We start from the raw sequence: 23,999 nt of genomic DNA on the forward strand, positions 1-23,999 counted from the left end.
TTTCACCGTTTTCGCCATTTTTATCATCTTCGTGTGAATCGAGAGCTGTTAAAAAAGTTGATTCATGATGCACAACATGGTCGCATCGTTTCGTATGATATTTTGAAGGAAGATGAGCGTAAAAATATATATGTTCAAGCCACCACTCTATGTAACAAAACAGGTATGCTACAAGCCATTGTTGTGACGTATCGTGACGCACCGTTTATTGATATGCGTCTCACTTCTTCTATGGCTTCAATGGCGTCTGAATTTACATTTATTTTATCATCAGAAGGTGAAATTACATACGTTTCACCAAGCGCTCAACACGTGCTAAAATGCGCAGAAGAAGTGTGTAACCATGAGTTGTTTTCTTTCGTTCATCATGATGACATCCCGCTTTTGATGGAAAAATTACATACGATTTACGCGACAAAAGAGAAAGAAACAACTGTTGAATGTCGTTGGCGAACACACAAAGGGCATTTCATATGGATTGATATGCATGCTCAGCCGTTACTAAATGAAAAAAATGAGATAGAACACGTGATTGTTGTGGCAAAAGATATTACAAAATGGAAATGTTGTGAGGAAGAACTGATCAAATTAAAACATTTCGATTCGCTAACTAATATTCCAAACCGCTTTTATTTTGAAACGTATGTGCAACACATGATTCAAAAAATGCGTCCATTTGCATTATGCTACATTGATTTTGACAAAATTAAGTGGATTAACGATCATTTTTCATATCAAGCAGGGGACTTTTTTTTACAAGAGGCGGTTCGTCGCATTCAGCAACATTTGCAACAAGAAGACTTTTTTGCTCGTATCGGTGGCGATGAGTTTGTCATTGTGTTACATGATGTCAACAAAGAGACGATGGTTGCGCGCATGGACCATTTGCTTCAATCGTTTGTAGAGCCATTTCGATATAAAGAGCATGTCATCCAATCAGGTCTTTCTATTGGGGTGACGTTCTCTCCGCAAGATGGTACGGATTTAGACACGTTGCTGAAACAAGCCGACCAAGCGCTTTGCTATGCGAAGGAACGTGGGAAAGGGTATCACTTTTATCACCCTCAACAAAATCGAAAAACGATGATTGAACAAGAGTTACCGCTTGCGTTATTGAACAATCAGTTTTATTTATGTTATCAACCGAAAGTGTCGTTAGATAATAAATCAATTATGGGGGTCGAGGCGCTCATGCGTTGGACACACCCGACGCTCGGAGTGATCTCGCCATTAGAGTTTATCCCAATTGCTGAGAAAAACGGCTTCATTTTTGAAATTACAACATGGGTGTTAAAAGAAGCGTGCCAACAAGTAAAACAATGGAAAACTCATTTTCCGACATTAAAGCTCGCAGTAAACTTATCACCATTTTTACTCAATCGAAAAGAATTTGTGATGCATGTGAAAAATATTTTGCAAGAAACACAGTTTCCACCTAACTATTTAATTTTAGAAATAACGGAAAGCGGATTAATGGAAAACATCGAAACAGGAAAACATATTTTAACAGAGTTAAAACAGATCGGCATTCAAGTTGCGATTGACGATTTTGGTACCGGCTTTTCATCGCTTGCTTATATTCGCAATTTGCCTGTTTCGTTATTAAAAATCGATCGTTCATTTATTCGCGATATTACCGACAATTCGAAAGATGCAACGATCGTCGATACAATTATTCATCTCGCTAAAAGTTTAGATTTACAAGTGCTCGCTGAAGGGGTAGAACGCGACGATCAAGTCTCTTTATTACAGAAGATGGATTGTGATTTTGCCCAAGGGTTTTACTTTAGTCAATCGTTAGAAGCAGAAAAGTTACTTCAATGGCTTGAACAACATAATCAATCGAAAGAGGCGCTACATTAGCGTCTCTTTTCACGTTTTGTTCACATATATTTTCTTTTTTCTTCACAAATTTACATTAATGTGGATATATAAATGACAAACATGAGGACGGAGTGGACATGCGTAGCTTATTTTTTTTGCTCATACCGATCGTTACACTTTTGTTTACAAAAACGGTATATGGAGAAAAGATTGAAGCACATAAACAACTGCAACAAGCTATTGATGAAGCACATGCTGGCGACGTGTTAATCGTGAAAAAAGGGATATACAAAGGTCCGATCATCATTCATAAGCCGATTCATCTCATTGCTGAACCCGGAGCGGTGGTTGATGGGGAAGGAAGCGAATATGTTGTGACAATTCGTGCTCCTCGCGTTCATGTCGAAGGATTAACGATTCGCAACAGCGCATATGGAAAAGGAGCTGGTGTGCTCATTCAAAAAAGTTCACATGTTACGTTAAAACACGTACGTATAGAACATGTACATTACGGTGTTTATGTAGAAAAAGGAACAAATATCAACCTTTTAAACAATGTCATTCGTGGACGAGATATTCATTTCGCTCAACGAGGAAACGGTATTCACCTATTGAAGACAAGCGGGGTTGTTGTGCGAGAGAATCATATTTCACGTGTGCAAGATGGCATTTATTTAGATTGGGCTAAACATACAATGATCGAAAAAAACGAAGTAACGAATGCACGCTATGCCATTCATTTCATGTATGCTGAAGACGGGATGGTAAAAGAAAATGTGCTCGCAGAAAATATTAATGGAATGATGATGATGATGTCCAAGCAGTTTACGATTGGATATAATACGATTGCTAAACAATTAGATTATCGTGGATACGGAGCGCTCATTTACGATAGTGAACATGTAGTGATGCACAACAACACCTTCCGTTATAATAGCACAGCTTTATCGTTACAAAACGCACGTCATTGTCATGTAAAAGATAATGAATTTATCGGTAACTATCGTGCATTGCACAGCTTATATGAAAATCCCAACATCATTGTTGTGAAAAATAAATTTTTAGGAAATATGGAAGATGCACTTATCCAAGGAGCGCCCATTACATTTGATGACGGAATAAAAGGGAATTATTGGGATGCTTATCAGTTTTATGATTTCAATGATGATGGAGTCGGTGATACCCCACATCGCATTCGTTCTATGTATAGTCGACTGCTGCGGAAATGGCCAAGTGTGCAATTTTATTTTCAAAGTCCGGCGTTATCACTTCTTGATACAACGGAGTCATTTTTTACGCAAGCACAGGCGCAAGGGGAAGACCGCTTTCCACTTATAGAAGTCGATCGCAATAAAAACGAAACAATCGAAAGATCGTGGAAACTGTTGCTGTTTGGAAGCATTTTATTTGTAAGCAGCTTGCTTATGATTGGATATGGAAGGAGAATGACATATGAAAAAAATTGCTAGCCTTTTCTTTGTATGTTTTCTCGTCGCATGTAGTGGAGCGAAAACGTACGAGCCTGAAGAAATTAATCCAGATATTGATGTATGTGTAGTTTGTAATATGAGTATAACAGCAGAACCATATGCTACAGAAATAATTTTAAAAGATGGAACGGTGCATAAGTTTGATGATATTGGGTGCATGATCGAGTGGATGAATAAAAGCAAAGAGGACATTGCAAAGAAATACGTTCGCGATGTAACAAACGGGGAGTGGATTGAGCTTGAGCACGCTGTTTTTGTATACAATCCAAATTATTGGACGCCGATGAATTATGGAGTCGTTTCATTTGCAAACGAAAAACATGCCAAAGTATACATGGAACAAGAAGGAAATGGAGAGTTATGGACGTATGAGCAATTAAAAAAACATCGGTGGGGATTTGAACAATGAATACAGCGATAAAGTACCAATGGATGATGATGATTCGTAGCAAATGGCTTATCACTTTTGCCGTTTTGTTTGCCGTTTTATCATCAACTGTGATCGCAAGTAGCGGACACGAGGCATCAGGAGTATTTACACGTTCGACCGCGGCTTTATTAAATTTGTCCCTTTTGCTTGTCCCACTCGTTGCTTTATTAGCAGGTAGTTTGTTTATTGCGGGGGAAAAGGAAGACGGCCGATTATCGCTTATATTAACATATCCGGTTTCCACTCACTCTTTAACGCTTGGTTTATATGTGGGGAGCTGCATATCATTATGGACAGTTGTTGCGCTCGGGTATGGAAGTGCAAGTATCGCTCTTTTTGCAACGGGAGGGACGTGGTCGACGTTTGTTTTCCTTTCATTTGTATTCACCATTGTATTAACAAGTATTTTTTTAGCGATTGCTTTATTCGTTGGACTTGTTGCCTCTAATCGTTTACAAGCCCTCGGCATTAGTTTATTTATTTGGGCGTTTTCCGTTTTATTTTATGAATTTATCGTATTATTTTTATTATCAGTTGTTCCAAAGCAATGGACCATTTTTTTATTTGCTTTATCTATCATATTGAATCCGGTTGAACTCGTGCGTGTTTGGACCGTGGCTGCTCTGAAAAGTAGCGCACTATTTGGTCCGCAATTATATGAATGGTCAAAATGGGCAGAGAGTGCAAGTGGCCAGCTTACCTTTATTGCAATCGCATGCATATGGATCATTGTGCCGTTGTTTTTAGTAAACGTATGGATGAAACGAGGGAAACGTTATGCTTGAAGTGAGACAATTGACGAAAATATATAACGAACAAAATAAAGTAGAAAACATTTCTTTTTCTGTTCAAGAAGGACAATGTTTAGCGTTATGCGGCGGTAACGGTGCAGGAAAAAGCACGATTATTAAAATGCTAATCGGACAGCTCCCACCGACGAAAGGAGACATATATGTAAACGAACAACCAATTCAAAACAACGACAAGCAATGGTTTTCGTTTATGCCGGATCATCTTCAATTTCCCCCGCTTTTAACAGGTTATGAAGTGTTATCTTTATTTGGACAATGGCAAGGAGCAACAGACGAGCGGGTGAAACAATGTTTAGATGTTGTCGGACTGACGAATGATCAACATAAGCAAGTAAGGATGTATTCAAAAGGCATGCAACAGCGGCTCGCTTTTGCGCAAGCGCTCTTAGCGGATGCCGCATTGCTTATTTTAGATGAACCAACAAACGGTTTAGATCCGTATTGGGTATGGGAATTTAAACGACTTATTCGTTTGGAAAAGGAAAAGGGAAAAGCTATTATTTTTTCGACACATATGCTGTCAATAGTTGAGGAAATTGCAGATACTGTCGTATTTATTCATCAAGGACAAATGCTTATATACGATTCGGTTTCCGCGCTTTGTCAAGATGGAAAATCGTTAGAGTCTATATTTTTTGCACAAATTTCACAACATATGTCATACTGAAAAAGTAAGCAAATATTGCTTGCTTTTTTCATTCGAAGGGGGAGATAAAGTGTTAAAATTATACGTCATTCGTCATGCTGAAACAGAGTGGAATGCACAACAACGCATGCAAGGATGGAAAGACTCGCCTTTAACTGAAAAGGGAAAAAAACAGGCAGCACTTTTACACGATCGGTTTCGTACAGTTCCGTTTACTGCTGCGTATTGTAGTCCAAGTGATCGTACGAAAGAAACAGCACAAATTGTTTTAGGGCAACGTCATGTGCCAATATATTTTGATGAACGGCTACGTGAGATTTACTTAGGTGATTGGGAAGGGAAAACGATTGCAGAAATTGCGCAATCCGACGAGCAAAATCATTATCATTTTTATCATGATCCAGATGCATACAAGCCGATTATTGGCGAGACGTTTTTTGATGTTCAACGTCGAGCTGTTGCTACGATCCAACATATAGCTAAAAATCATTCAGAAGGTCATATTCTTGTCGTTACACATGGTATGGTGATTCGCACGCTTCTTGTATATTGGAAACAACAAACGCTTGCGGAGTTGTGGAAAAATAGCCGTGTATACGGTACGAGTGTGACGATCGTATCGTTTGACGGGGAAAAGTGGGATATGGAATGTGAATCAGACATTTCACATCTTGAAAGTGGGCTGACACATTTATGAGAAAATGGATTATGTTTTTTACGGCAATTGTCTTTATTGTCGGTTGTACATCGCAAAATAAAGAGAAAACATTTGTTACGACAGTAGAATATGTTGTTGATGGGGATACAGTAAAAATAAAAAAAGATGGCGAAATCGTAACGGTTCGTCTACTAAATATCGATACCCCCGAAACGTATCGCGAAAAACAGGCGTATGGCGAAGAGGCAAAACAATTCGCTAAAGACGTTTTGCTTCACAAAAAAGTGACAGTTGAACTAAGCGCAAAAGAACAACCGTACGATCGTTATGGTCGATTGCTTGCGTACATATGGTTAGAGGATGGAACTTTATACCAAGAAAAAATTGTACAAGAAGGGTTTGCGCGTGTTGCTTACGTATTTGAACCGGACACAAAATATGCAAAAAAATTGTATAAAGCACAAGAAAAAGCAAAAAAAGCAAAAAAACGAATATGGAGTGTCGATGGATACGTGACAGAAGAAGGATTTAATATGAGTGTATGGTTAAATAAAGCTTCGTAAATGTGAAAAGGGCTGGATGAAACAGCCCTTTTAATGTGCGAGCATCGCTTGCATATCTTCTTCTACATCGCCGATAAGTTTGAGACCGAACATGTCTTGTAGGACGCGTAACACACTTTCAGAAATAAAGTGCGGTGCTTTCGGTCCAATTCGAATGTCTTGAATGCCTAAACTAAACAATCCGAGTAAGATTGCAACTGCTTTTTGTTCAAACCATGAAAGAACGATGCTGACCGGTAACTCATTGACCTCACAGCCGAATGCTTCCGCAAGCGTCATTGCAATTTTGACAGTCGAAATCGAGTTGTTGCATTGCCCTAAATCAATATATCGTGGAATGTTCGTGCCAGGAACAACCCCGTAGTCGACATCGTTAAAGCGGAATTTCCCACAGGATGTCGTTAAAATGACAGTGTTTTTCGGTAACGATGTAGCTAACGTGCGATAATATTCACCGCCTTTTCCAGGAGCGTCGCAACCTGCGATAACGAAAAAGCGTTCAATTTTTCCTTCTTTTACAGCTTGAATAATTTCTGGTGCAATTTGAATTACAGTTTCGTGATGGAAACCAGTCACTAACGTTTCATCCGATTCAATGTTTGCTTCTGGAAGTTGTAGCGCTTTCTCAATTAACGGCGTGAAATCATCGTTTTCGATTTTTTGCACATGTTCTAATCCGGCTACATCATATGAAAACATGCGATCAGCATATGAACCTTTTATCGGCATGACACAGTTTGTTGTCGCTAAAATAGCACCAGGGAATTTTTCAAATAGGCGACGTTGATCGTACCATGCTTTTCCGACATTTCCTTTCAGATGTTTATATTTTTTTAATTGTGGGTAACCATGTGCTGGAAGCATTTCAGAATGTGTGTAAATGTTAATTCCTTTTCCTTCTGTTTGTTTTAATAGTTGTTCAAGGGCAAATAAGTTATGTCCTGTAACGAGAATGCATTTTCCTTCAATTCTATTTTGCGTTACACGAACAGGTTGAGGAATGCCAAGTCGTTCTGTATGTGCTCGATCGAGTAGTTCCATTACGCGAATGGCTGCTCTTCCGACTTTCATCGCCATGTCTATATGTTCTTGTACGTTAAAGTTAGAGTTTGTTAACGTCATATATAACGCTTCATGTGTCGTTGTATCAACGAACGGATCGGTATACCCAAGTTGATGGGCATGCGTGCGATATGCTGCAATTCCTTTTAATGCAAATACGATCGTATCTTGCAAACTTGCAATTGTTTCATCTTTCCCGCAAACTCCAACAACAGTACATCCCCCTGTTGGTGTTTGTTCACATTGATGACAAAACATGATGCCCCCTCCTTTTCTTATTGACACTTTAACAATAGGAGAAAATATGTACGTCGTAAGTGATACATATCACACTTTCATACAAAAATGTGAACGGAATTTGACAATAATCCATATTGAATCAAGAGAAAAAATGTATTAAAATGAAAGAAAATTGAATCAATCAAACTACTAGGGGTGCCGGATGGCGATGGCTGAGAGGAAAACGCGCAATCAGTTTTCCAACCCTTTGAACCTGATCTGGTTTGTACCAGCGGAGGGAAGTAGGCTATGTTTTCAGTACGCAAACTAGTCGACTCTGTCCGACTAGTTTTTATTTTTTAGGGGGAATGAATGATGAATGTAGGACAATGGTTAACGCGTGTTAGGAAGGAGTCACCACTCGTACATAATATGACAAATGTTGTGGTGACCAATTTTGTTGCGAATGGTTTGCTTGCTGTAGGCGCATCTCCTGTTATGGCGTATGCAAAAGAAGAAGTAGCGGATATGGTTCGGTTAGCTCGTGCTTTAGTGTTAAACATTGGCACGCTAAACGAAACAGACGTAGAGGCGATGTTAATTGCCGGAAAAGCAGCAAATGAGGCAAACATTCCTGTCATTTTCGATCCTGTTGGAGCTGGTGCGACAGCGTACCGCACCGAAACAGCCAGACGTATATTACGTGAAGTAAACATTTCGATTTTACGTGGGAACGCGTCGGAAATTGCGAGCATTGCGGGTGAACAAGTACGTACAAAAGGAGTCGATGCAGGAGACGTTCAAAGTGACCTCGTGGATGTAGCGAAAAAAGCAGCACTCATGTTTCGCTCTGTAGTTGTTGTCACAGGGAAAGATGATGTAGTAACCGATGGAGAACGTATTGTAATCGTCTCAAATGGTGATGCGATGTTAACGAAAGTAACCGGGACAGGTTGTTTGTTAAGTTCGGTATTAGGTGCATTTGCAGGTATAGGGGACGATATGATGATGTCATCAGTTGCTGCCCTCGCTTATTACGGTGTGGCGGCTGAAAAAGCAGCCAAACAAGCAAAAGTACCTGGTTCTTTTCAACTTTCTTTTTTAAATGCTTTACATGAAACGGGCGCAGAAGAAGTTGATCAATACGCGCGTATTCAAGGGGAATAAATGATGAAGCAGAAGCTATCGTTGTATTTCGTTATGGGAAGTATCGATTGTACGAAAGATCCGCTCGCTGTGCTTGATGAAGCAATTAAAGGCGGTATTACAATGTTTCAGTTTCGCGAAAAAGGAAAGGGGGCGCTTACGGGGATTGAAAAATACCGCTTAGCCGAGAAATTACTTGAACGATGCCGAATGTATAATATTCCTTTTATCGTGAATGACGATGTCGATTTGGCCCTCGCTTTACAGGCAGATGGCGTTCATGTCGGTCAAGAAGACGAAGTAGCTGAACGCGTTCGCGATCGCATAGGAGATAAATATTTAGGCGTATCTGTTCACAACTTAAATGAAGTAAAAAAAGCGCTTGCTGCTTGCGCCGATTATGTTGGATTAGGTCCGATTTTCCCAACTGTTTCAAAAGAAGATGCAAGGCAAGCATGTGGACTGACGATGATTGAACATATTCGTGCCCATGAAAAACGTGTTCCACTCGTTGCGATCGGTGGAATTACAGAACAAACAGCCAAACAAGTGATCGAAGCGGGTGCAGACGGAATTGCTGTCATTTCGGCCATTTGCCGTGCTGAACATATTTACGAACAAACAAAACGACTATATGAGATTGTCATGCATGCAAAACAAAAAGGCGACAGATGATGTCGTCTTTTTGTTTTGTTCTGTGCAGGATTTTATTCATATATGTCGAAAGAAAATAGCGAACAAACGAAGGTAGCGTCAAAAAATCTATGAAAAGTCATCACAGGCTACCTTTTGAAGGAAAATAAAGAGGATAGTGGAATCGGATTCGCCCTTGACCAACACTCGCCAAAGGAGAAAAACGGTTAGTAAGGGCAAGGGCAGAAAAGAAGGGCATAGGAAAGCAGCCCTTGCCCTATCCTGATTTTACCTTTGGCGAGGTTCGGATGGTCAAGGGTACGCTCCGCCGAATCCGTCCTTAGGATGCTGCTTGTTGGGTCAACATCTCTTGAGCCATGACAATGAGCTTTGCCCAACGTGCCGGCATATGCGGAAGGCTCTCTAATGCTGGGATGACGACCGGCACTCGTTTTTCTAACGCGCTATGTGGCCGTAAGAAGTTGAAGTACGCCACAAAGAGCGTAACGAAAGAAATAGAGCCTTCTTCGGCTCCAAAGCCGTGAGTCGGTCGATAGTTGCCTTTAAACGTCCGATGGAATCGTTCAATGATCTGTTTGAGTGGTCGATATTCCTCGGACACGGGATCCTCGTTTGTCAGCCCAATGACTTGGCGAACATCGAAAGAAATCCCGTGTTGGGCGAAAAAGTGCTGTGCTAACAAGTAGATGGGATTGCCATCGACGACAAGGGACAAATCTTCAGGAATCGACGGCAGCTTGTTGAGGACATCGTCGATCGCACGGATGGCAGCCAATGTATCCCGATTTGGGGAAACCCGATAAGACAGAACCACCTTTTTCACGGCATCAAACATAAAAAACAGGTAATGCCAGCGTCCTTTGACGCGAATATACGTCTCGTCGCCACAAAAAGAACCCGACAGCTCATACGGAAAATGATCAACAAAAGGCTTGACGATCAGCGCGACGCTATTGGCGTAGTTGATGACAGTCTGGTGGGAAATCGACAACCCATGGATGTCTTTCATGATTCTCGCTGTTTTCCGCGCGGAGAGTCCATAGTTGACGTGATACGTCAAGATGAGTCCGAGTGTATGCGAAGACACGGAAAGACGCGACAAATCCACCTTGGTTTGTATCGGCGACGACGGTGCCAACGGCTGAAAATCAAAGAGAAACTCACGGAAAATGTATCGAACTTTAAAGGCATGCGGCGCGTGTTGAAATTGTTCTTTTTCCTGAGGTGTCATCCGCCGCAAGTTTGTTTGGTAAAACGAACAATCATCATTCTTACATTTGTGAATATGATAATCTTTACGCTCTTTAATTTTTTCAAGGGTCTTTAAACAATGCGGACATCGAAAGACCACTGATTTGGCAAAACGACTACGATGGTTGAAACGGCAGCGACATACTTTACATTGATACTGCCCCTTGCCCCCGTTATTGGCGTACACATACGCAGACGGCGCTTCGCACTGTGGACACGTCAATGCATCAGGCACCGTGGTTTTCGTGTTTGCGTGCCTCTTAATTGGTTTCAATGGTTTTCCGTGTTGTTGTTCGTATTCGACAAGAAGCTGACGATAATCCAAACGCGGAAGCGTTTCGATGACAGGAAGCTCATCGACTTGGAGTTTCTGATACGGTTGATTCACCGGTTCTTCGTCATCCCAGTCAGTGAGGGATTTTCCAAGAAGTGCACCTAACAAATAAATAATGATTTGATATTGGGTCTTGATTATTTGAAGACATTTGATTAATAATTGAGGTAACAAGCTTGTCACTCCTTTGTTTTGGTTGGGTGTGTGGTTACCTCAATCGTACCAAAAACAGCAGGGGTGGCAAGCTTTTTTTGTCGAGAACCGCATAAAATCAATAAAAACTTAGGGTATGTATTTAAAACTTTTGACAATACCCAAACGAAAGAGGGGATGGAGAAGATGGAACATATCGTACTATCATACGAAAATCGCGTCGCAACCATTGAATTGAATCGTCCGAATGCGCTAAATGCCTTACATGAACAAATGTTAACAGAGTTGTTACAAGCGTTAAAAGAAGTTGAAGCAAGTGAAGCGGATATCGTCATCATTCGTGGGCGTGGCAAAGGATTTAGCGCAGGGGGCGACATTAAGACGATGTTGCAATCAACGAATGAACATTCATTCATTGAAGTGATGGAAACGATTAAACAAATAGCGATGACATTGCATCAATTGCCGAAACTAACGATTAGCTACATACATGGTGCCGCTGCAGGATTAGGATTTAGTTTAGCCCTTGCTTGCGATCATGTAATCGCAAATGAACAAGCGCGCGTTGCAATGAATTTCATTGGCATTGGTTTAGTTCCAGATGGTGGGGGACATTTCTTTTTAAATCGAAAAATTGGAGATGTCAAATCAAAACAAATCATATGGGAAGGAAAAATAATGAGTGCACAAGAGGCATATGAAGTGGGACTCGTTGATGAAATCGGTGATGAACAAGCGATTCAGCACAAAGTGAATGAATGGCTAGCAAAACCGATTCGTGCGATGATTGCGACGAAGCAGTTATATGCTCGTTTAAGCGAACAACAGTTGTTGAACACGTTGCAAATGGAGACAGCGTATCAAGCGGAAATGCGCAAAACAAAAGACCACGAAGAAGGGATTCGCGCCTTTTTAGAGAAGCGACGTCCGCATTTTAGCGGAAAATAAAAAATTTGCAAAACTTTCATGATTAATCACGCAGGAAACCCCTGCTTTCAAGCATGGGGAGGAATGCGTTTTTTTGTTTATTTTGAATGATTGTGTAAGCACCTAAGTACCATTCTGGAAACAAACCGATTCGGTTATGAACATTGCCGATCACTTTGCGATGAATAATATATTGCTCACCAATTTCACCCGATACCATATCCATTAAATACGCGCGCAACGTTTGTTTTAAGCGATCAATCGTTGAATGATTATCAATAAAGCGTCTTAAATGAGGCATTTGTCCAACTTGATCGTAAAACGCATTGACGATCCGTTCGACATGTTTTGTAAAAAGCGGGCGAATCGAAGCAAGTCGTTGTACATCTTCCTCTGTTAATCCAACGAAAGAAACTTGCTGTTTACGATCGCTTGAAAGGAGTTGTCGATAATACGTTGCAACGTGTGAAGATGTAGAAGGACGAACATTCATATCTTCATTTTCTTTTTGATGTTTTTTGCGGAACAGCTGAATGGCTCCACGTTCATTAAAAAGAGTGTGAAATGGACATTTTGACATCGTTTCCCCTCCAGTTTTCATAAAAATCCCCTAAAATGTTATATCATGTACGGCAAAAAGAAGAAGGAAAATTTTTATGTTATTTCCGAGGGAAGCGCAAAAAATGACAAAGTTTTCCCTACTTGTCGAACAAAGAAGAACGAAGTAAAATGTTTATTTATGAACAATAAGAATAGCGGAGAGAGAAGCGATGAGTAAAAAAATTTTATATTTATATTTTGTGCTAGTAGGAGCTACGGCTATCATTTTTGCGAATATGAAACATAACATTTATACGTTCATGTAAAATAGGTATTTCCATTAGTACATGTATACCCCTTTGCACATACGCTAGAAGTGTAACAAACTTTAATACGAAAGGGGTATGAAATATGCATTGTCGTCCAAATATGATGCCGCCAATCGTTCACCCAACAAAATGTTGTACACAACATCAAATGCAAACAACGATTGTGCCGCACATTCATCCGTCACATACGACGTATGTGAACCATCATGTATTTCAACATCAACATTATTTTCCGCATACGCAATCTGTTGTAAACGATGTATCCCATCAACATGTTGTTTGTCCAGGACCTGGTCCGTTTCCACGTCCATTTTAACCGAAGGCAATTCGCCTTCGGTTTTTTGTCGAAAAAAAGACGAAGTTTGTGAAAATGAAAAATTGACAACGACTGCTTTTTTTGAAAGAATAGGTGTAGACATGGATAATTGAGGTGAGCAAACGTGCTTTCGGATCGCATCAACTTAACAGCAAAAGACATTCTTGAAAAAGAGTTTAAAATAAGTATGCGCGGATACAATCAAGATGAAGTTGATCGCTTTCTTGATTTAGTCATTAAAGACTATGAAACATTTCATCAAATGATTGAACAATTGCAACAAGAAAATGCAAAATTGAAAAGCCAATTGCAGGAGGCACAAAAACGTCAGCCATCTCAAACAGGGACGACGAACTTCGATATTTTACAACGTCTTTCCAATTTAGAAAAACATGTTTTCGGAAACAAACTTTACGAATAAATATTCCAACCTTTTCTATTGATTTGGCTTATCGTTTCGGATATACTAGCATATGCTTACATGAATCATGTTCGGGTAATCGCTGCGATGTGTATGCATCGTAGAGGAAAGTCCATGCTCGCACGGTGCTGAGATGCCCGTAGTGTTCGTGCCTAGCGAATTCATAAGCTAGGGCAGTCTGGCGATGCGCTGGGCTGACGGCAGGGAAAGAGCCTACGTCCTTCAACGGATATGGCTCGACTACCTTTAAAGTGCCACAGTGACGTAGTCTTGCTGGAAACGGCAAGAGTGGAACGCGGTAAACCCCACGAGCGAGAAACCCAAATGATGGTAGGGGCACCTTCTCAAAGGAAATGAACGGAGAGAAGGACAGGCGTGCAGCCTGTAGATAGATGATTACCACCGAAGTACGAGGCGCAAGCCGTTTGCAGTACGACGGAACAGAACATGGCTTACAGAACATGGTTCATGGCACCACTCTCCTGCATTACGTCAGGGGAGTTTTTGTTTTGCAGACATGAGGGGAGAGCGTGTTGTGAAGAAACGGATGTCGACGTTGTTTGAAACAGATACATTTTTAGCTATTGCCTATACTATTATTCAAGAAGCGGACGAAGGAATGATTGTGACGGATAGTGAAGGATGTATTTTATTAGCTAATCCGGCCTTTGAAACGGTAACAGGCTATACACAAGAGGAAGTGCTCGGAAGGAAGACAAATATTCTTCGCTCCGGATTGCATGATCGTACGTTTTACGAAAACATGTGGGAAACGTTACGTGACCATGGGATTTGGAAAGGAGAAATTTGGAATAAAAGAAAAAATGGTGAATTGTTTGTTGAATGGTTAACGATTAAGGCGATTTGCGATGCTACTGGAAAACCGACGCATTATGTGGCCATTTTTTCAGATGTGACACAACATAAACGGACGATGGAGCAATTAGCACGGCTGTCAAATTATGACGTGTTGACCAACGTTCCAAACCGCCAACTATTTACAAAACGTTTACAACATTTACTTCATATGGCGCAACGTCATAACCAACAGTTAGCGATCTTATTTCTCGATTTGGACCGATTTAAATATATTAATGACGAATTCGGTCATTATAGTGGAGACATATTGTTAAAAAAAGTAGCCAATCGTCTAAAAAAGCTACTGCGCACGAAAGATACGTTAGCTCGCATTGGTGGAGATGAATTTGTTGTTATTTTGCCGAAATTAAAAGACGTTCAAGAAGCTGTTAGCATAGCAGAACAAATGATTGAATCATTACAAGCTCCTTTTCTATTACATAACAAAGATATATACATCTCGGCAAGCATTGGGATAAGCATGTATCCGAACGACGGAGATGATGGGGAAACGTTATTACGTCGTGCCGATCGCGCTATGCAAAAAGCGAAAGAAAGCGGAAGAAATCGTTTTGAACTATATACGGCTAAATTAGACTATCAAAGCAAAGTAGTGACGTTAGAAAATTATTTGCGAAAAGCGATTGAACGAAATGAATTATTTGTTTACTATCAACCGATTGTCAATATGAAAACGAAAAAAATTGAAGCATTAGAGGCGTTAATGCGTTGGAAACAACCGAATATCGGGTTCGTTTCTCCTGCGCAATTTATTCCATTAGCAGAAGAGACAGGATTTATCGTTCCAATTACGAAATGGCTGTTAGAACAAACGTGTATACATATAAAGGCGATACATTCGTTCGCTCCGCATATGAAAGTCGGAGTAAACATCTCAGCTGTCCATTTTCAACAAGATGATTTTGTTGAACAAGTATCACATATTGTAAAAGCGAACAATGTTCACCCACGCTTTTTTAAATTAGAACTGACGGAAAGTACGATTATGCCAAATGCAGAGGAATCTGTTCAAAAACTTGTACAGCTTAAACGGTACGGTTTTAAGTTGGCGATTGATGACTTTGGGACAGGTTTTTCTTCTTTAAGTTATTTGCATCGTTTCCCAATCGATATTTTAAAAATTGATCAATCGTTCATTCGACGTCTCTCCTTATATAGTGATGATGCGACGATTGTATCTACAATTATTATGATGGCACACAATTTGCACTTAGCTGTTGTGGCCGAAGGGGTCGAAACAGAGCAACAATATGAATTTTTAAATAAACAACAATGTGATATGGTGCAAGGATATTACATTGCTAAACCGATGCCAATCGACGAGGTACAACAATTTGTTCAAGAATGGGACGAATACATCAATGAAAGGTGAATGAATATGGGACAGATCACATTAATTGCTACTGCAGCAATGGGGCTTGAGTCGATTGTTGCAGATGAAGTGCGTGCGCTCGGGTATGATTGTCAAGTGGACAATGGAAAAGTGACATTTGTGGCGGACGAGCGGGCGATTTGCCGTACAAATTTATGGCTTCGCACAGCTGACCGTGTAAAGGTAAAAGTAGGGGAATTTCGCGCAACGACGTTTGATGAGTTATTTGAACAAACAAAAACGCTTCCGTGGGCACAGTTTTTACCGGTTGATGCCCAATTCCCTGTTGTAGGAAAATCAGTCAAATCAACATTGTTTAGTGTATCCGATTGCCAAGCGATTGTAAAAAAAGCGATTGTAGAACATTTAAAGCAACATTACGGTGTTTCGTGGTTTGAAGAAACGGGTGCGTTGTTTCGTATTGAAGTTGCTCTCCATAAAGATGTTGCTACATTAACGATCGATACGAGCGGGATAGGGTTGCATAAAAGAGGATATCGCGTAAGACAAGGAGAGGCACCATTAAAAGAAACATTAGCGGCAGCGCTCGTTCGGTTGACGAATTGGACACCAGATCGTCCATTCGTTGATCCGTTTTGTGGGTCGGGAACGATTGCGATTGAAGCGGCGCTGATTGGTCAAAATATCGCACCAGGATTTAACCGCGATTTTGTATCTGAACAATGGAGTTGGATTCCACCTCATTTATGGGATGAAGCGCGGGAAGAGGTGGAAGATTTAGCACGCTATGATCAACCGCTACATATTGTCGGATTTGATATTGATCACCGCATGGTCGACATCGCGAAAACAAACGCACAAGAAGCAGGATTAGCAGATTTGATTACATTTAAGCAAATGCAAGTGAAAGATTTTCGAACGAAAGAGGAATATGGCGTCATCGTCGGCAATCCTCCTTATAGTGAACGATTAGGAGAAAAGGAAGAAGTAGAACAGTTATATCGAGAAATGGGAAAAACATTCGCTGCACTCGATACGTGGTCGATTTATATATTGACCTCTCACCGCCATTTTGAGCAATTGTACGGGAAGCAAGCGACAAAACGTCGAAAACTATTTAACGGTTTCATTGAAACACAATATTATCAATTTTGGGGACCTCGTCCGCCACGTTATTAGAAAAAGCTGTCTTGTTGGCAGCTTTTTCTTTTCAACTTCATTGACTTCTTTCCTTTTTTGAACGATAATTAATGTTTGTGTACTTCGTTTAAATTGATGGAGGGACTAAAAAGTATGAGCAAATATCCGTTTGCATTAAGTAAAAATGAAAATTTTTTTGATAAATTAAATGAATGGATCGGGGACGTATTTTACGATATTTTACCAGAAGCAGGTTTTGAATTACGTGATGAGCAAATTTTTATGGCATTTCAACTTGAGCGGGCATTTAAAGAAAAAAAAGTGATGTTTGCTGAAGCGGGCGTAGGGACAGGAAAAACAATTGTATATTTGTTATATGCTATTTGTTATGCTCGTTATATCGGAAAGCCGGCGATTATTGCATGCGCAGATGAAACGCTAATCGAACAGCTTGTAAAAAAAGAAGGGGATATTGCAAAAATTTCACGTGTTTTAAACATAAACATCGACGTTCGCCTAGCGAAATCGCCCGATCAATATTTATGTTTAAACAAATTAGACGATATATTGATGACGGAGGAAGAGGAATTATATGAACAAATTTTTGATGAATTGCCTTCATTTGTTCATGATCATGCTCCGCTCCAAACGTTTTACCATTATGGTGACCGAAAAGATTATGCGCATTTAAGCGATGAGCAATGGTCAAAAATTGCTTGGGATCCGTTTCAAGACTGTTTAGCGTGTGAAAAACGTCATCGTTGTGGGCAAACGTTATCGCGCGATTACTATCGCAAAGCGAAGGATTTAATTATTTGTTCTCACGATTTTTATATGGAACATATTTGGACGTATGAAGCACGGAAACGTGAAGGGCAGTTACCACTTTTACCTGAAGCGAGCTGTGTCATTTTTGATGAAGGACATTTATTAGAATTTGCTGCTCAAAAAGCGTTAACATACCGTATGAAAGAGACGACGTTAGAAACGTTGCTTTCTCGTTTATTAGAAAATGATATTCGCGAACAATTAGCTTATTTAATCGAAGATACATTAGAACTTAGTACACGATTTTTTGATGAATTGATGAATCATGCTAAAGCGGTACCAGGATCCAATCGTCAAGAATTAATGTTCACTCCGTCTCTGTTACAACTAGCACAAACGTTACGAACAAAAGTTGAACAAATTGGAGACGAGCTCGTATTTGAGAGTGAGACGTATACGATCGACCATTATCAATTGAAAGTTGTTGATGAATACTTAGATCAAATTCACCATTCACTATATTTATTCATTCATAATCGGGATGCGATTACATGGCTCGAATCGTCGCTCGATGGCAACACGCTTGTTATTATGCCGAGAACGGTTCAAGAAGTGTTGCGCGAAAAAGTATTTTCTAAACGTATGCCATTTATTTTTTCATCTGCCACATTATCCAATGAAAAATCATTTGATTATATGGCAAAAAGCCTTGGAATTGATGAATATTTATCATTTCATGTCGATTCACCGTTTGATTACGACAAACAAATGACGATTTACATGCCAATGTTTGAAAACGATGAGCGTATATTTGAGGAAAAATATGCATATGCCATGCAAAAAATACGCGAAACGAATGGGCGTGCTCTTGTGTTATTCCCGACACGCGAACAATTGAATGAATTTAAAGCTCGTGCACAACAAGAAGAAGGACTCACTTTTTTATTTGAAGGCGATCAAGAAATTAGCGAACTCGTTTCGCGCTTTCAAAACGAAGAGGAAACGATTTTATGTGCCCAACATTTATGGGAAGGATTAGACATTCCTGGTCCGTCACTAAGCAACGTCATCATTTGGGCGCTCCCTTATCCGCCAGATGACCCTGTTTTTCAAGCGAAACGAAAACAAACAGACAATCCATTTTGGGAAGTCGATGTTCCATATATGATTTTACGATTACGACAAGGGGTAGGCAGACTTATTCGCCAACGAGATGATCGGGGAATTGTATGTATTTTTGTGACAGACGATGAACCTATGCAAGTGATTGAAACAATAAAGCGTGTACTGCCGACAGACGTACATCAAAAATGAAGGAAATTTATAAGTATTGTAGAATAACAAATACAATGGAATGGAGGGAGAAGATGAAAAAAAATATTCAAGCAGTAGAGAAGCAGTTTTTACAGTATGTCAAAAAAATAATGGCATATAAGGAAGCGATTTCGCTTATGTATTGGGACTTACGTACAGGGGCGCCGAAGAAAGGGATTGACCAACGCTCGGAAGTGATCGGGATGTTATCACAAGAGGTGTTTCATATGTCAACGTCCGAGCAAATGGCCGCATATATTGCGGAACTTTCAACGAAGTCTGTACAAGAACAAGTATCGTCGGTCACTCGTTATACGTTAGCAGAATGCCAAAAAGAGTATGAACGCAACAAAAAAATTCCTGCTGATGAATACAAACAATATGTCATTTTACAATCAAAAGCAGAGAGTGTGTGGGAAGAAGCGAAAGCGAAATCTGACTTTTCGCTTTTTGAACCATACTTAAAGCAACTTGTTGATTTCACAAAACGCTTTGTCACATATTGGGGGACAAATGGACACCCATATAATACGTTATTAGATTTATACGAACCTGGTGTGACTGTCGACTTGTTAGATGATGTGTTTTCAAAATTACGCAATCATATTGTTCCGCTCGTTCAACAAATTAACGAGTCGCGAAACAAACCGAAAACGAACTTTTTATTTCAGTCATTTCCGAAAGAAAAGCAACGAGCGTTTAGTCTAGTCCTTTTAAAAGAATTAGGCTATGATTTTGATGCAGGACGACTTGATGAAACTGTACATCCTTTTGCGATAACGTTAAATGAAGGGGATGTCAGAATTACAACAAAATATGACGAAAACGATTTTCGAACAGCAGTATTTGGTACGATTCATGAATGCGGCCACGCTCTTTATGAACAGAACATCTCTAAAGAATGGGCAGGTACACCGCTTTACGATGGTACGTCGATGGGCATTCATGAGTCGCAGTCGCTGTTTTATGAAAACTTTATTGCTCGTCATTATTCGTTTTGGAAGCGATATTATAGCTTGTTACAACAATATGCTCCGCATTTTGTTGACATTTCATTGGATGATTTTTATCGCGCAATTAATGAGTCCAAACCGTCTCTTATTCGCATTGAAGCGGATGAGTTGACGTATCCATTACATATTATTATTCGATATGAAATGGAAAAAGCGTTGTTTGATGACGCAATTGAAGTAAGAGATCTACCACATATTTGGAATGAAAAATATGAGGCGTATTTAGGTGTTCGTCCAAAACGTGATGCAGAAGGGATTCTTCAAGATGTTCATTGGGCTGGGGGAAGTTTTGGTTATTTTCCGTCATACGCCCTCGGATATATGTATGCCGCCCAGTTTAAATACGCAATGGAGAAAGAGTTGACAAATATTGATCAGTTGATTGAAAACGGGGAATTCGGGCGTATTCGAGAGTGGCTTACAAACCATATTCACCAATATGGAAAGACGAAAAAGCCGCTTGAGATTTTGTATGAAGTAACTGGAGAGGGGTTAAATCCAACTTACTTGATTCGCTATTTGGAAGACAAATATAAACATATTTATCGATTATAAAAAAACCGGGCAAACGCCCGGTTTTTTTTACCAAAGTTTAAATCCTTTTGAGCCAGGAGGTGCATTTTGGATCATATCGATAAATGGAACAGTATATGCAATTAAAATGAGTACAACAGTAATGCCGATCCATAATTTCCAGTTTTCAAATACGAGTGGTGTACGCTCAGCCTGTTCAGCAACTTCAGCAACTGGAAACTCTGTCTCACCTTTTGGAGCGAAAAATGCTAAGTTTGTAACGATAATGAGCACAAGAATAATACCGATGAATAAGATTGTCCCGCCAACTGCTTGAGCGATTTGGTAAGGAATCCACTCTAGCGCTTGTGGTGCATCTCCGTATGTTGAAAATGCTGAACGGCGAGGAGCGCCAAGCAACCCTGCAAAGTGCATTGCACCAGACATGAAAATCATACCAATCGACCAAACGATCGTTTGAATGATCGCTAAACGGTTCATCGCTTTTGTCATCACACGTCCTGTTAAATGTGGGATGAGCCAATAAGCTGCACCAAAGAATGTCAATACAACGGTTGTCGCTAATGTTAAGTGGAAGTGGCCCGTTACCCAAATCGTGTTATGAACAACTTGGTTTAATTGATGTGATGCGTTTATAAGACCACCGGCACCAGCAGGGATAAAGAACAACATACCGATAAAAGGTGCAAAGAAACGAGCATCACCCCAAGGGAGTTTACGTAACCATCCGAACAATCCTGTTGCCCCTTTGGAGCGACCGTACATCTCAAACGTTGCAAACATCGAGAACGCTGTCATTAATGATGGAATAACAACCATAAACGTTAAAACAACTTGTAAGTATTTCCAAGCTGGATCGATTCCAGGCTCCACAAGTTGATGGTGGAAACCGACAGGAATCGAGAAAATTAAGAATAAAATGAACGACATGCGAGCAAGTGAGTCTGAAAACATTTTTCCGCCAATAATTTTTGGGATAATCACATACCAAATCATATATGCAGGCAATAACCAGAAATAGACGAGCGGGTGACCAAAGTACCAGAACAATGTTCGGCTCACAAGTACGTTAATGCGATCGACATAACCTAATGACCAAGGAATAAGTTGGAATAATACAGTTGCTGCAACACCGAGCGAGCAAACGAGCCATAACACCATGTTAACAACAGACATGAACGTAAGTAACGGACTTACTTGACCAGGATGAGCTTTTTTCCATTTTGCATAATGAGCGAACATCGCAAATCCACTCACCCAGCTACCGACAACAACAAGTGTTAAACCAATATAAAAACCCGCGTGTGCTTGTAGTGGTGCATAGAATGTATATAAAACAGAAGCTTCACCAATTAAAATGTAAAAGGCAGTAATTGCTGTACCAATTGTCATGAGCCAAAAACCGACCCATCCCCAAAAGCGTGCGCGATCAGAAAGCGTTCCAGCCGTCCGACTTACAGCTGCAAATTGAAAACCGATAATGAAAAATGTAGTTAAAACGAGTCCAAGCAATACGCCATGCGTTGTTAAAATTGTATAATAGCTAATGCCTGCCGGTAATTCTAGTTTTCCAGAGCGTACAAGTACTTGTAATAGACCAGCGAGTCCTCCTAACGCCAGAGCAACGAAAGCGACATAAATATGGGCCATTGCTAATTTGCCATCACGTGCATCTACTTTCCAAGTTCCGTTCATCATTGTTCAACCACCTTCACTTTCGCCGTCATTAAGTGGTGACCGGCACCGCAATATTCGTTACACAAAATGACATACTCACCGACTTTATCGAATGTTTGTGTGTAGCTGCTTACATAACCAGGTTCAACCATCATATTTACGTTTGTTCCGGCCATTTCAAATCCGTGAATGACATCTTTCGTTGCTACGTTGATCGTTACTTTTGCTCCTTTTGGAATTTCGACTTGATTTGGCGTGTACGCAAATGCAGAAGCAACGATATTGAGTTGATATTCATTGTCTCCAGTTTTAATAAGACCAGGTTTATCAAATGGTGGTGTTTGATCGACTTTTTCCGGATCGATCGTTGTTAAACAGCTTGGCGGCTGTGTTCCTTGTGCGAATGCACCAACTCCTAAGACAGCTAAAAATACAAATAATGAACCGATGCCGAAAAACAGCCAAATTTTTTCATATTTATGCATGTGCATAACGTCCCGTCTCCTTTCTCTCTATAAACGATTCAAAAACAAGAAATATACGCTTACCCACGTGAAAATGAGGAAAAATCCTAAAAATAAAACAGAAGCGAGCGTTCCTTTCAATGTAGGCTCTTTCTCCACTTTTGTTTTTGGGGTGTTTGTGTTTAATTGGGTTTTCATTTTTATTCCTCCCTCCCTAAATAAACCTTAAATAGAAATGTATACACTTACATCATACAAAACAATTTGCGAAATGAAACGCTTTCTTCGTACATTTCACAAATTGTTCATTCGTTACTTTACCATCATCATAACCGTAAAAATAAGGAGTAGCTGTGACTTTTGTCACACAAATTTTGTGAGGTTGTGAAAAAAGTGTGAAATATTTAGAAAAAGATGGATAAAAAATAAAAAAGAAGCTTACAAACACAAGCTTCTCTTTGCACTTATTCGTTATCAATTGTTAAAATAAGCTGCAATTCTCCTTTATTTTCAAAGTGAATCGGCACGCGAAATGCTTTATCAAAACCGTAAATTCTTGTTTGACCAACAAGAACAGTAGGAGGAGTGATATCGATTGTAATTCCTTTTTGAGATACGATCGTTGCTAAGTTTCCTGCAATCATATTGCCGAGCTCACCGGTAAATGATTCGAGCATTTCACCTTCTAAAGGCATGCCGAACATCGTTTCTCCGATACTTCCAAATATCGTTTCATGCCCTTCAATCATTAGGCGTCCCCGTAAGTCTCCGGTCATCCCAATCAATACATTAATGGACGTTTGAGTGAAAGGTTGTGTAAACAATGAAGGTTTTTCGATTGTCATTGCTAGCGGGATGACAGAGCGAATCGATTCGATCGTTCCGTTTAAAATCGTTGTAATTTTCTCATCTAAAGCCATAACAAGCCCCCTTTTTCTTCATCATAACAAATTTTTCGTTTCGATTACATCATTTTTCGACAAATCTAGACAGAGAAAACATAAAAAAACATAGTGACGAAACAATAAATTGCGTTATAATGGAAGTGCACAACAACATACCTCCTTTCAAAACGTCGAAAGCTTTCCTCCTATTGTGGTGA

At 40.0% G+C, this 23,999-nt stretch carries 23 protein-coding genes, 1 other RNA gene and 1 riboswitch; of the genes, 17 read left to right on the plus strand and 7 right to left on the minus strand.

Features of this window, described 5'->3' with window-relative positions:
* Positions 1–33: 33 nt before the first annotated feature.
* The 7 genes from NSQ23_RS07320 (at position 34) to NSQ23_RS07350 (ending at position 6,423) form a co-directional block, all read left to right on the plus strand.
* Positions 34–1,863: an EAL domain-containing protein gene (locus NSQ23_RS07320; protein WP_339174071.1), complete on the plus strand. Its 1,830-nt coding sequence runs from the start codon at positions 34–36 to the stop codon at positions 1,861–1,863.
* A gap of 98 nt (positions 1,864–1,961) precedes the next feature.
* Positions 1,962–3,293: a nitrous oxide reductase family maturation protein NosD gene (nosD, locus tag NSQ23_RS07325; protein WP_339174074.1), complete on the plus strand. Its 1,332-nt coding sequence runs from the start codon at positions 1,962–1,964 to the stop codon at positions 3,291–3,293.
* Positions 3,277–3,723, plus strand: a complete 447-nt coding sequence (locus NSQ23_RS07330; protein WP_004890257.1) for a nitrous oxide reductase accessory protein NosL — start codon at positions 3,277–3,279, stop codon at positions 3,721–3,723. Before nosD ends, NSQ23_RS07330 begins: the two co-directional genes overlap by 17 nt.
* The gene (locus NSQ23_RS07335) at positions 3,720–4,529 is read left to right on the plus strand and encodes an ABC transporter permease subunit (protein ID WP_004890260.1); all 810 of its coding nucleotides are present in this window, start codon (positions 3,720–3,722) and stop codon (positions 4,527–4,529) included. The genes NSQ23_RS07330 and NSQ23_RS07335 overlap by 4 nt, the downstream gene beginning before the upstream one ends.
* Positions 4,522–5,223 (plus strand): ABC transporter ATP-binding protein, encoded by a 702-nt coding sequence (locus tag NSQ23_RS07340; protein ID WP_064220765.1) that lies wholly within the window; start codon positions 4,522–4,524, stop codon positions 5,221–5,223. Before NSQ23_RS07335 ends, NSQ23_RS07340 begins: the two co-directional genes overlap by 8 nt.
* Positions 5,224–5,272: 49 nt before the next feature.
* Positions 5,273–5,899, plus strand: coding sequence for a histidine phosphatase family protein (locus NSQ23_RS07345; protein ID WP_064214604.1), 627 nt, complete (start codon positions 5,273–5,275; stop codon positions 5,897–5,899).
* Positions 5,896–6,423 (plus strand): thermonuclease family protein, encoded by a 528-nt coding sequence (locus tag NSQ23_RS07350; RefSeq protein WP_004890265.1) that lies wholly within the window; start codon positions 5,896–5,898, stop codon positions 6,421–6,423. The genes NSQ23_RS07345 and NSQ23_RS07350 overlap by 4 nt, the downstream gene beginning before the upstream one ends.
* 30 nt (positions 6,424–6,453) lie before the next feature.
* On the opposite strand, the gene hcp is transcribed toward NSQ23_RS07350, so the two are convergent.
* Positions 6,454–7,743, minus strand: coding sequence for a hydroxylamine reductase (gene hcp, locus NSQ23_RS07355; protein WP_339174079.1), 1,290 nt, complete (start codon positions 7,741–7,743; stop codon positions 6,454–6,456).
* A gap of 163 nt (positions 7,744–7,906) precedes the next feature.
* A riboswitch (TPP riboswitch) is annotated at positions 7,907–8,022 on the plus strand.
* A gap of 54 nt (positions 8,023–8,076) precedes the next feature.
* Between hcp and thiM the strand changes: the two genes are divergently transcribed.
* Together thiM and thiE are read left to right on the plus strand one after the other, a co-directional pair.
* On the plus strand, positions 8,077–8,871 hold the full coding sequence (gene thiM / locus NSQ23_RS07360; protein WP_339174082.1) for a hydroxyethylthiazole kinase: 795 nt from the start codon (positions 8,077–8,079) through the stop codon (positions 8,869–8,871).
* Entirely contained in the window at positions 8,872–9,525 is a 654-nt protein-coding gene (gene thiE / locus NSQ23_RS07365) for a thiamine phosphate synthase (RefSeq protein ID WP_339174085.1), read from the plus strand.
* Positions 9,526–9,823: 298 nt separating this feature from the next.
* Here thiE and NSQ23_RS07370 read toward each other — a convergent pair whose 3' ends face one another.
* Entirely contained in the window at positions 9,824–11,263 is a 1,440-nt protein-coding gene (locus tag NSQ23_RS07370; RefSeq protein ID WP_339170820.1) for a DDE-type integrase/transposase/recombinase, read from the minus strand.
* A gap of 165 nt (positions 11,264–11,428) precedes the next feature.
* On the opposite strand from NSQ23_RS07370, the gene NSQ23_RS07375 reads away from it, so the two are divergent.
* Positions 11,429–12,190 (plus strand): enoyl-CoA hydratase, encoded by a 762-nt coding sequence (locus NSQ23_RS07375; protein WP_339174087.1) that lies wholly within the window; start codon positions 11,429–11,431, stop codon positions 12,188–12,190.
* Positions 12,191–12,212: 22 nt separating this feature from the next.
* Here the strand turns inward: NSQ23_RS07375 and NSQ23_RS07380 are convergent, their stop codons facing one another.
* On the minus strand, positions 12,213–12,749 hold the full coding sequence (locus NSQ23_RS07380; protein WP_339174089.1) for a protoglobin domain-containing protein: 537 nt from the start codon (positions 12,747–12,749) through the stop codon (positions 12,213–12,215).
* A gap of 371 nt (positions 12,750–13,120) precedes the next feature.
* Here NSQ23_RS07380 and NSQ23_RS07385 point away from each other — a divergent pair, with 371 nt between their 5' ends.
* The 7 genes from NSQ23_RS07385 to NSQ23_RS07415 all read left to right on the plus strand — a co-directional run bounded on the left by NSQ23_RS07385 (position 13,121) and on the right by NSQ23_RS07415 (position 20,777).
* Entirely contained in the window at positions 13,121–13,354 is a 234-nt protein-coding gene (locus NSQ23_RS07385) for a CotD family spore coat protein (protein WP_009361305.1), read from the plus strand.
* A gap of 124 nt (positions 13,355–13,478) precedes the next feature.
* Complete coding sequence (gpsB, locus tag NSQ23_RS07390; protein WP_004890279.1) at positions 13,479–13,775, plus strand: cell division regulator GpsB; 297 nt, start codon at positions 13,479–13,481, stop codon at positions 13,773–13,775.
* A 67-nt stretch (positions 13,776–13,842) separates the two neighbouring features.
* Positions 13,843–14,235, plus strand: an RNA gene (rnpB, locus tag NSQ23_RS07395) — RNase P RNA component class B.
* 57 nt (positions 14,236–14,292) lie between these two features.
* On the plus strand, positions 14,293–16,026 hold the full coding sequence (locus NSQ23_RS07400) for an EAL domain-containing protein (protein ID WP_339174093.1): 1,734 nt from the start codon (positions 14,293–14,295) through the stop codon (positions 16,024–16,026).
* Between the two features lie 6 nt (positions 16,027–16,032).
* Positions 16,033–17,166 carry a class I SAM-dependent RNA methyltransferase gene (locus NSQ23_RS07405; RefSeq protein WP_339174096.1) on the plus strand — a complete coding sequence of 378 codons (1,134 nt, stop codon included), beginning with the start codon at positions 16,033–16,035 and terminating at the stop codon, positions 17,164–17,166.
* A gap of 114 nt (positions 17,167–17,280) precedes the next feature.
* Positions 17,281–19,209 (plus strand): ATP-dependent DNA helicase, encoded by a 1,929-nt coding sequence (locus tag NSQ23_RS07410; RefSeq protein ID WP_339174099.1) that lies wholly within the window; start codon positions 17,281–17,283, stop codon positions 19,207–19,209.
* A gap of 53 nt (positions 19,210–19,262) precedes the next feature.
* The gene (locus tag NSQ23_RS07415; RefSeq protein WP_192948758.1) at positions 19,263–20,777 is read left to right on the plus strand and encodes a carboxypeptidase M32; all 1,515 of its coding nucleotides are present in this window, start codon (positions 19,263–19,265) and stop codon (positions 20,775–20,777) included.
* Positions 20,778–20,804: 27 nt separating this feature from the next.
* On the opposite strand, the gene NSQ23_RS07420 is transcribed toward NSQ23_RS07415, so the two are convergent.
* The 4 genes from NSQ23_RS07420 to NSQ23_RS07435 form a co-directional block, all read right to left on the minus strand.
* Positions 20,805–22,454 (minus strand): b(o/a)3-type cytochrome-c oxidase subunit 1, encoded by a 1,650-nt coding sequence (locus NSQ23_RS07420; RefSeq protein ID WP_064214400.1) that lies wholly within the window; start codon positions 22,452–22,454, stop codon positions 20,805–20,807.
* Positions 22,451–22,924: a cytochrome c oxidase subunit II gene (locus NSQ23_RS07425; protein WP_035018632.1), complete on the minus strand. Its 474-nt coding sequence runs from the start codon at positions 22,922–22,924 to the stop codon at positions 22,451–22,453. The genes NSQ23_RS07420 and NSQ23_RS07425 overlap by 4 nt, the downstream gene beginning before the upstream one ends.
* Positions 22,925–22,945: 21 nt before the next feature.
* Positions 22,946–23,095: a cytochrome c oxidase subunit 2A gene (locus NSQ23_RS07430; protein WP_003396066.1), complete on the minus strand. Its 150-nt coding sequence runs from the start codon at positions 23,093–23,095 to the stop codon at positions 22,946–22,948.
* A 266-nt stretch (positions 23,096–23,361) separates the two neighbouring features.
* The gene (locus tag NSQ23_RS07435; protein ID WP_004890295.1) at positions 23,362–23,817 is read right to left on the minus strand and encodes a chemotaxis protein CheX; all 456 of its coding nucleotides are present in this window, start codon (positions 23,815–23,817) and stop codon (positions 23,362–23,364) included.
* Positions 23,818–23,999 lie beyond the last annotated feature (182 nt).

Source organism: Anoxybacillus sp. FSL W8-1294, assembly GCF_037965005.1.
Lineage (GTDB): Bacteria > Bacillota > Bacilli > Bacillales > Anoxybacillaceae > Anoxybacillus > Anoxybacillus flavithermus_G.

Bases quoted from the DNA above. Each gene is read 5' to 3' on its own strand.
- NSQ23_RS07385 (WP_009361305.1), top strand. From the start codon at position 13,121: ATGCATTGTCGTCCAAATATGATGCCGCCAATCGTTCACCCAACAAAA.
- NSQ23_RS07415 (WP_192948758.1), top strand. From the start codon at position 19,263: ATGAAAAAAAATATTCAAGCAGTAGAGAAGCAGTTTTTACAGTATGTC.
- hcp (WP_339174079.1), bottom strand. From the start codon at position 7,743: ATGTTTTGTCATCAATGTGAACAAACACCAACAGGGGGATGTACTGTT.
- NSQ23_RS07380 (WP_339174089.1), bottom strand. From the start codon at position 12,749: ATGTCAAAATGTCCATTTCACACTCTTTTTAATGAACGTGGAGCCATT.
- NSQ23_RS07375 (WP_339174087.1), top strand. From the start codon at position 11,429: ATGGAACATATCGTACTATCATACGAAAATCGCGTCGCAACCATTGAA.
- NSQ23_RS07430 (WP_003396066.1), bottom strand. From the start codon at position 23,095: ATGAAAACCCAATTAAACACAAACACCCCAAAAACAAAAGTGGAGAAA.
- NSQ23_RS07400 (WP_339174093.1), top strand. From the start codon at position 14,293: ATGAGGGGAGAGCGTGTTGTGAAGAAACGGATGTCGACGTTGTTTGAA.
- NSQ23_RS07330 (WP_004890257.1), top strand. From the start codon at position 3,277: ATGAAAAAAATTGCTAGCCTTTTCTTTGTATGTTTTCTCGTCGCATGT.
- NSQ23_RS07350 (WP_004890265.1), top strand. From the start codon at position 5,896: ATGAGAAAATGGATTATGTTTTTTACGGCAATTGTCTTTATTGTCGGT.
- NSQ23_RS07340 (WP_064220765.1), top strand. From the start codon at position 4,522: ATGCTTGAAGTGAGACAATTGACGAAAATATATAACGAACAAAATAAA.
- NSQ23_RS07405 (WP_339174096.1), top strand. From the start codon at position 16,033: ATGGGACAGATCACATTAATTGCTACTGCAGCAATGGGGCTTGAGTCG.
- NSQ23_RS07435 (WP_004890295.1), bottom strand. From the start codon at position 23,817: ATGGCTTTAGATGAGAAAATTACAACGATTTTAAACGGAACGATCGAA.
- thiM (WP_339174082.1), top strand. From the start codon at position 8,077: ATGATGAATGTAGGACAATGGTTAACGCGTGTTAGGAAGGAGTCACCA.
- nosD (WP_339174074.1), top strand. From the start codon at position 1,962: ATGCGTAGCTTATTTTTTTTGCTCATACCGATCGTTACACTTTTGTTT.
- NSQ23_RS07335 (WP_004890260.1), top strand. From the start codon at position 3,720: ATGAATACAGCGATAAAGTACCAATGGATGATGATGATTCGTAGCAAA.
- NSQ23_RS07410 (WP_339174099.1), top strand. From the start codon at position 17,281: ATGAGCAAATATCCGTTTGCATTAAGTAAAAATGAAAATTTTTTTGAT.
- thiE (WP_339174085.1), top strand. From the start codon at position 8,872: ATGATGAAGCAGAAGCTATCGTTGTATTTCGTTATGGGAAGTATCGAT.
- NSQ23_RS07425 (WP_035018632.1), bottom strand. From the start codon at position 22,924: ATGCACATGCATAAATATGAAAAAATTTGGCTGTTTTTCGGCATCGGT.
- NSQ23_RS07420 (WP_064214400.1), bottom strand. From the start codon at position 22,454: ATGATGAACGGAACTTGGAAAGTAGATGCACGTGATGGCAAATTAGCA.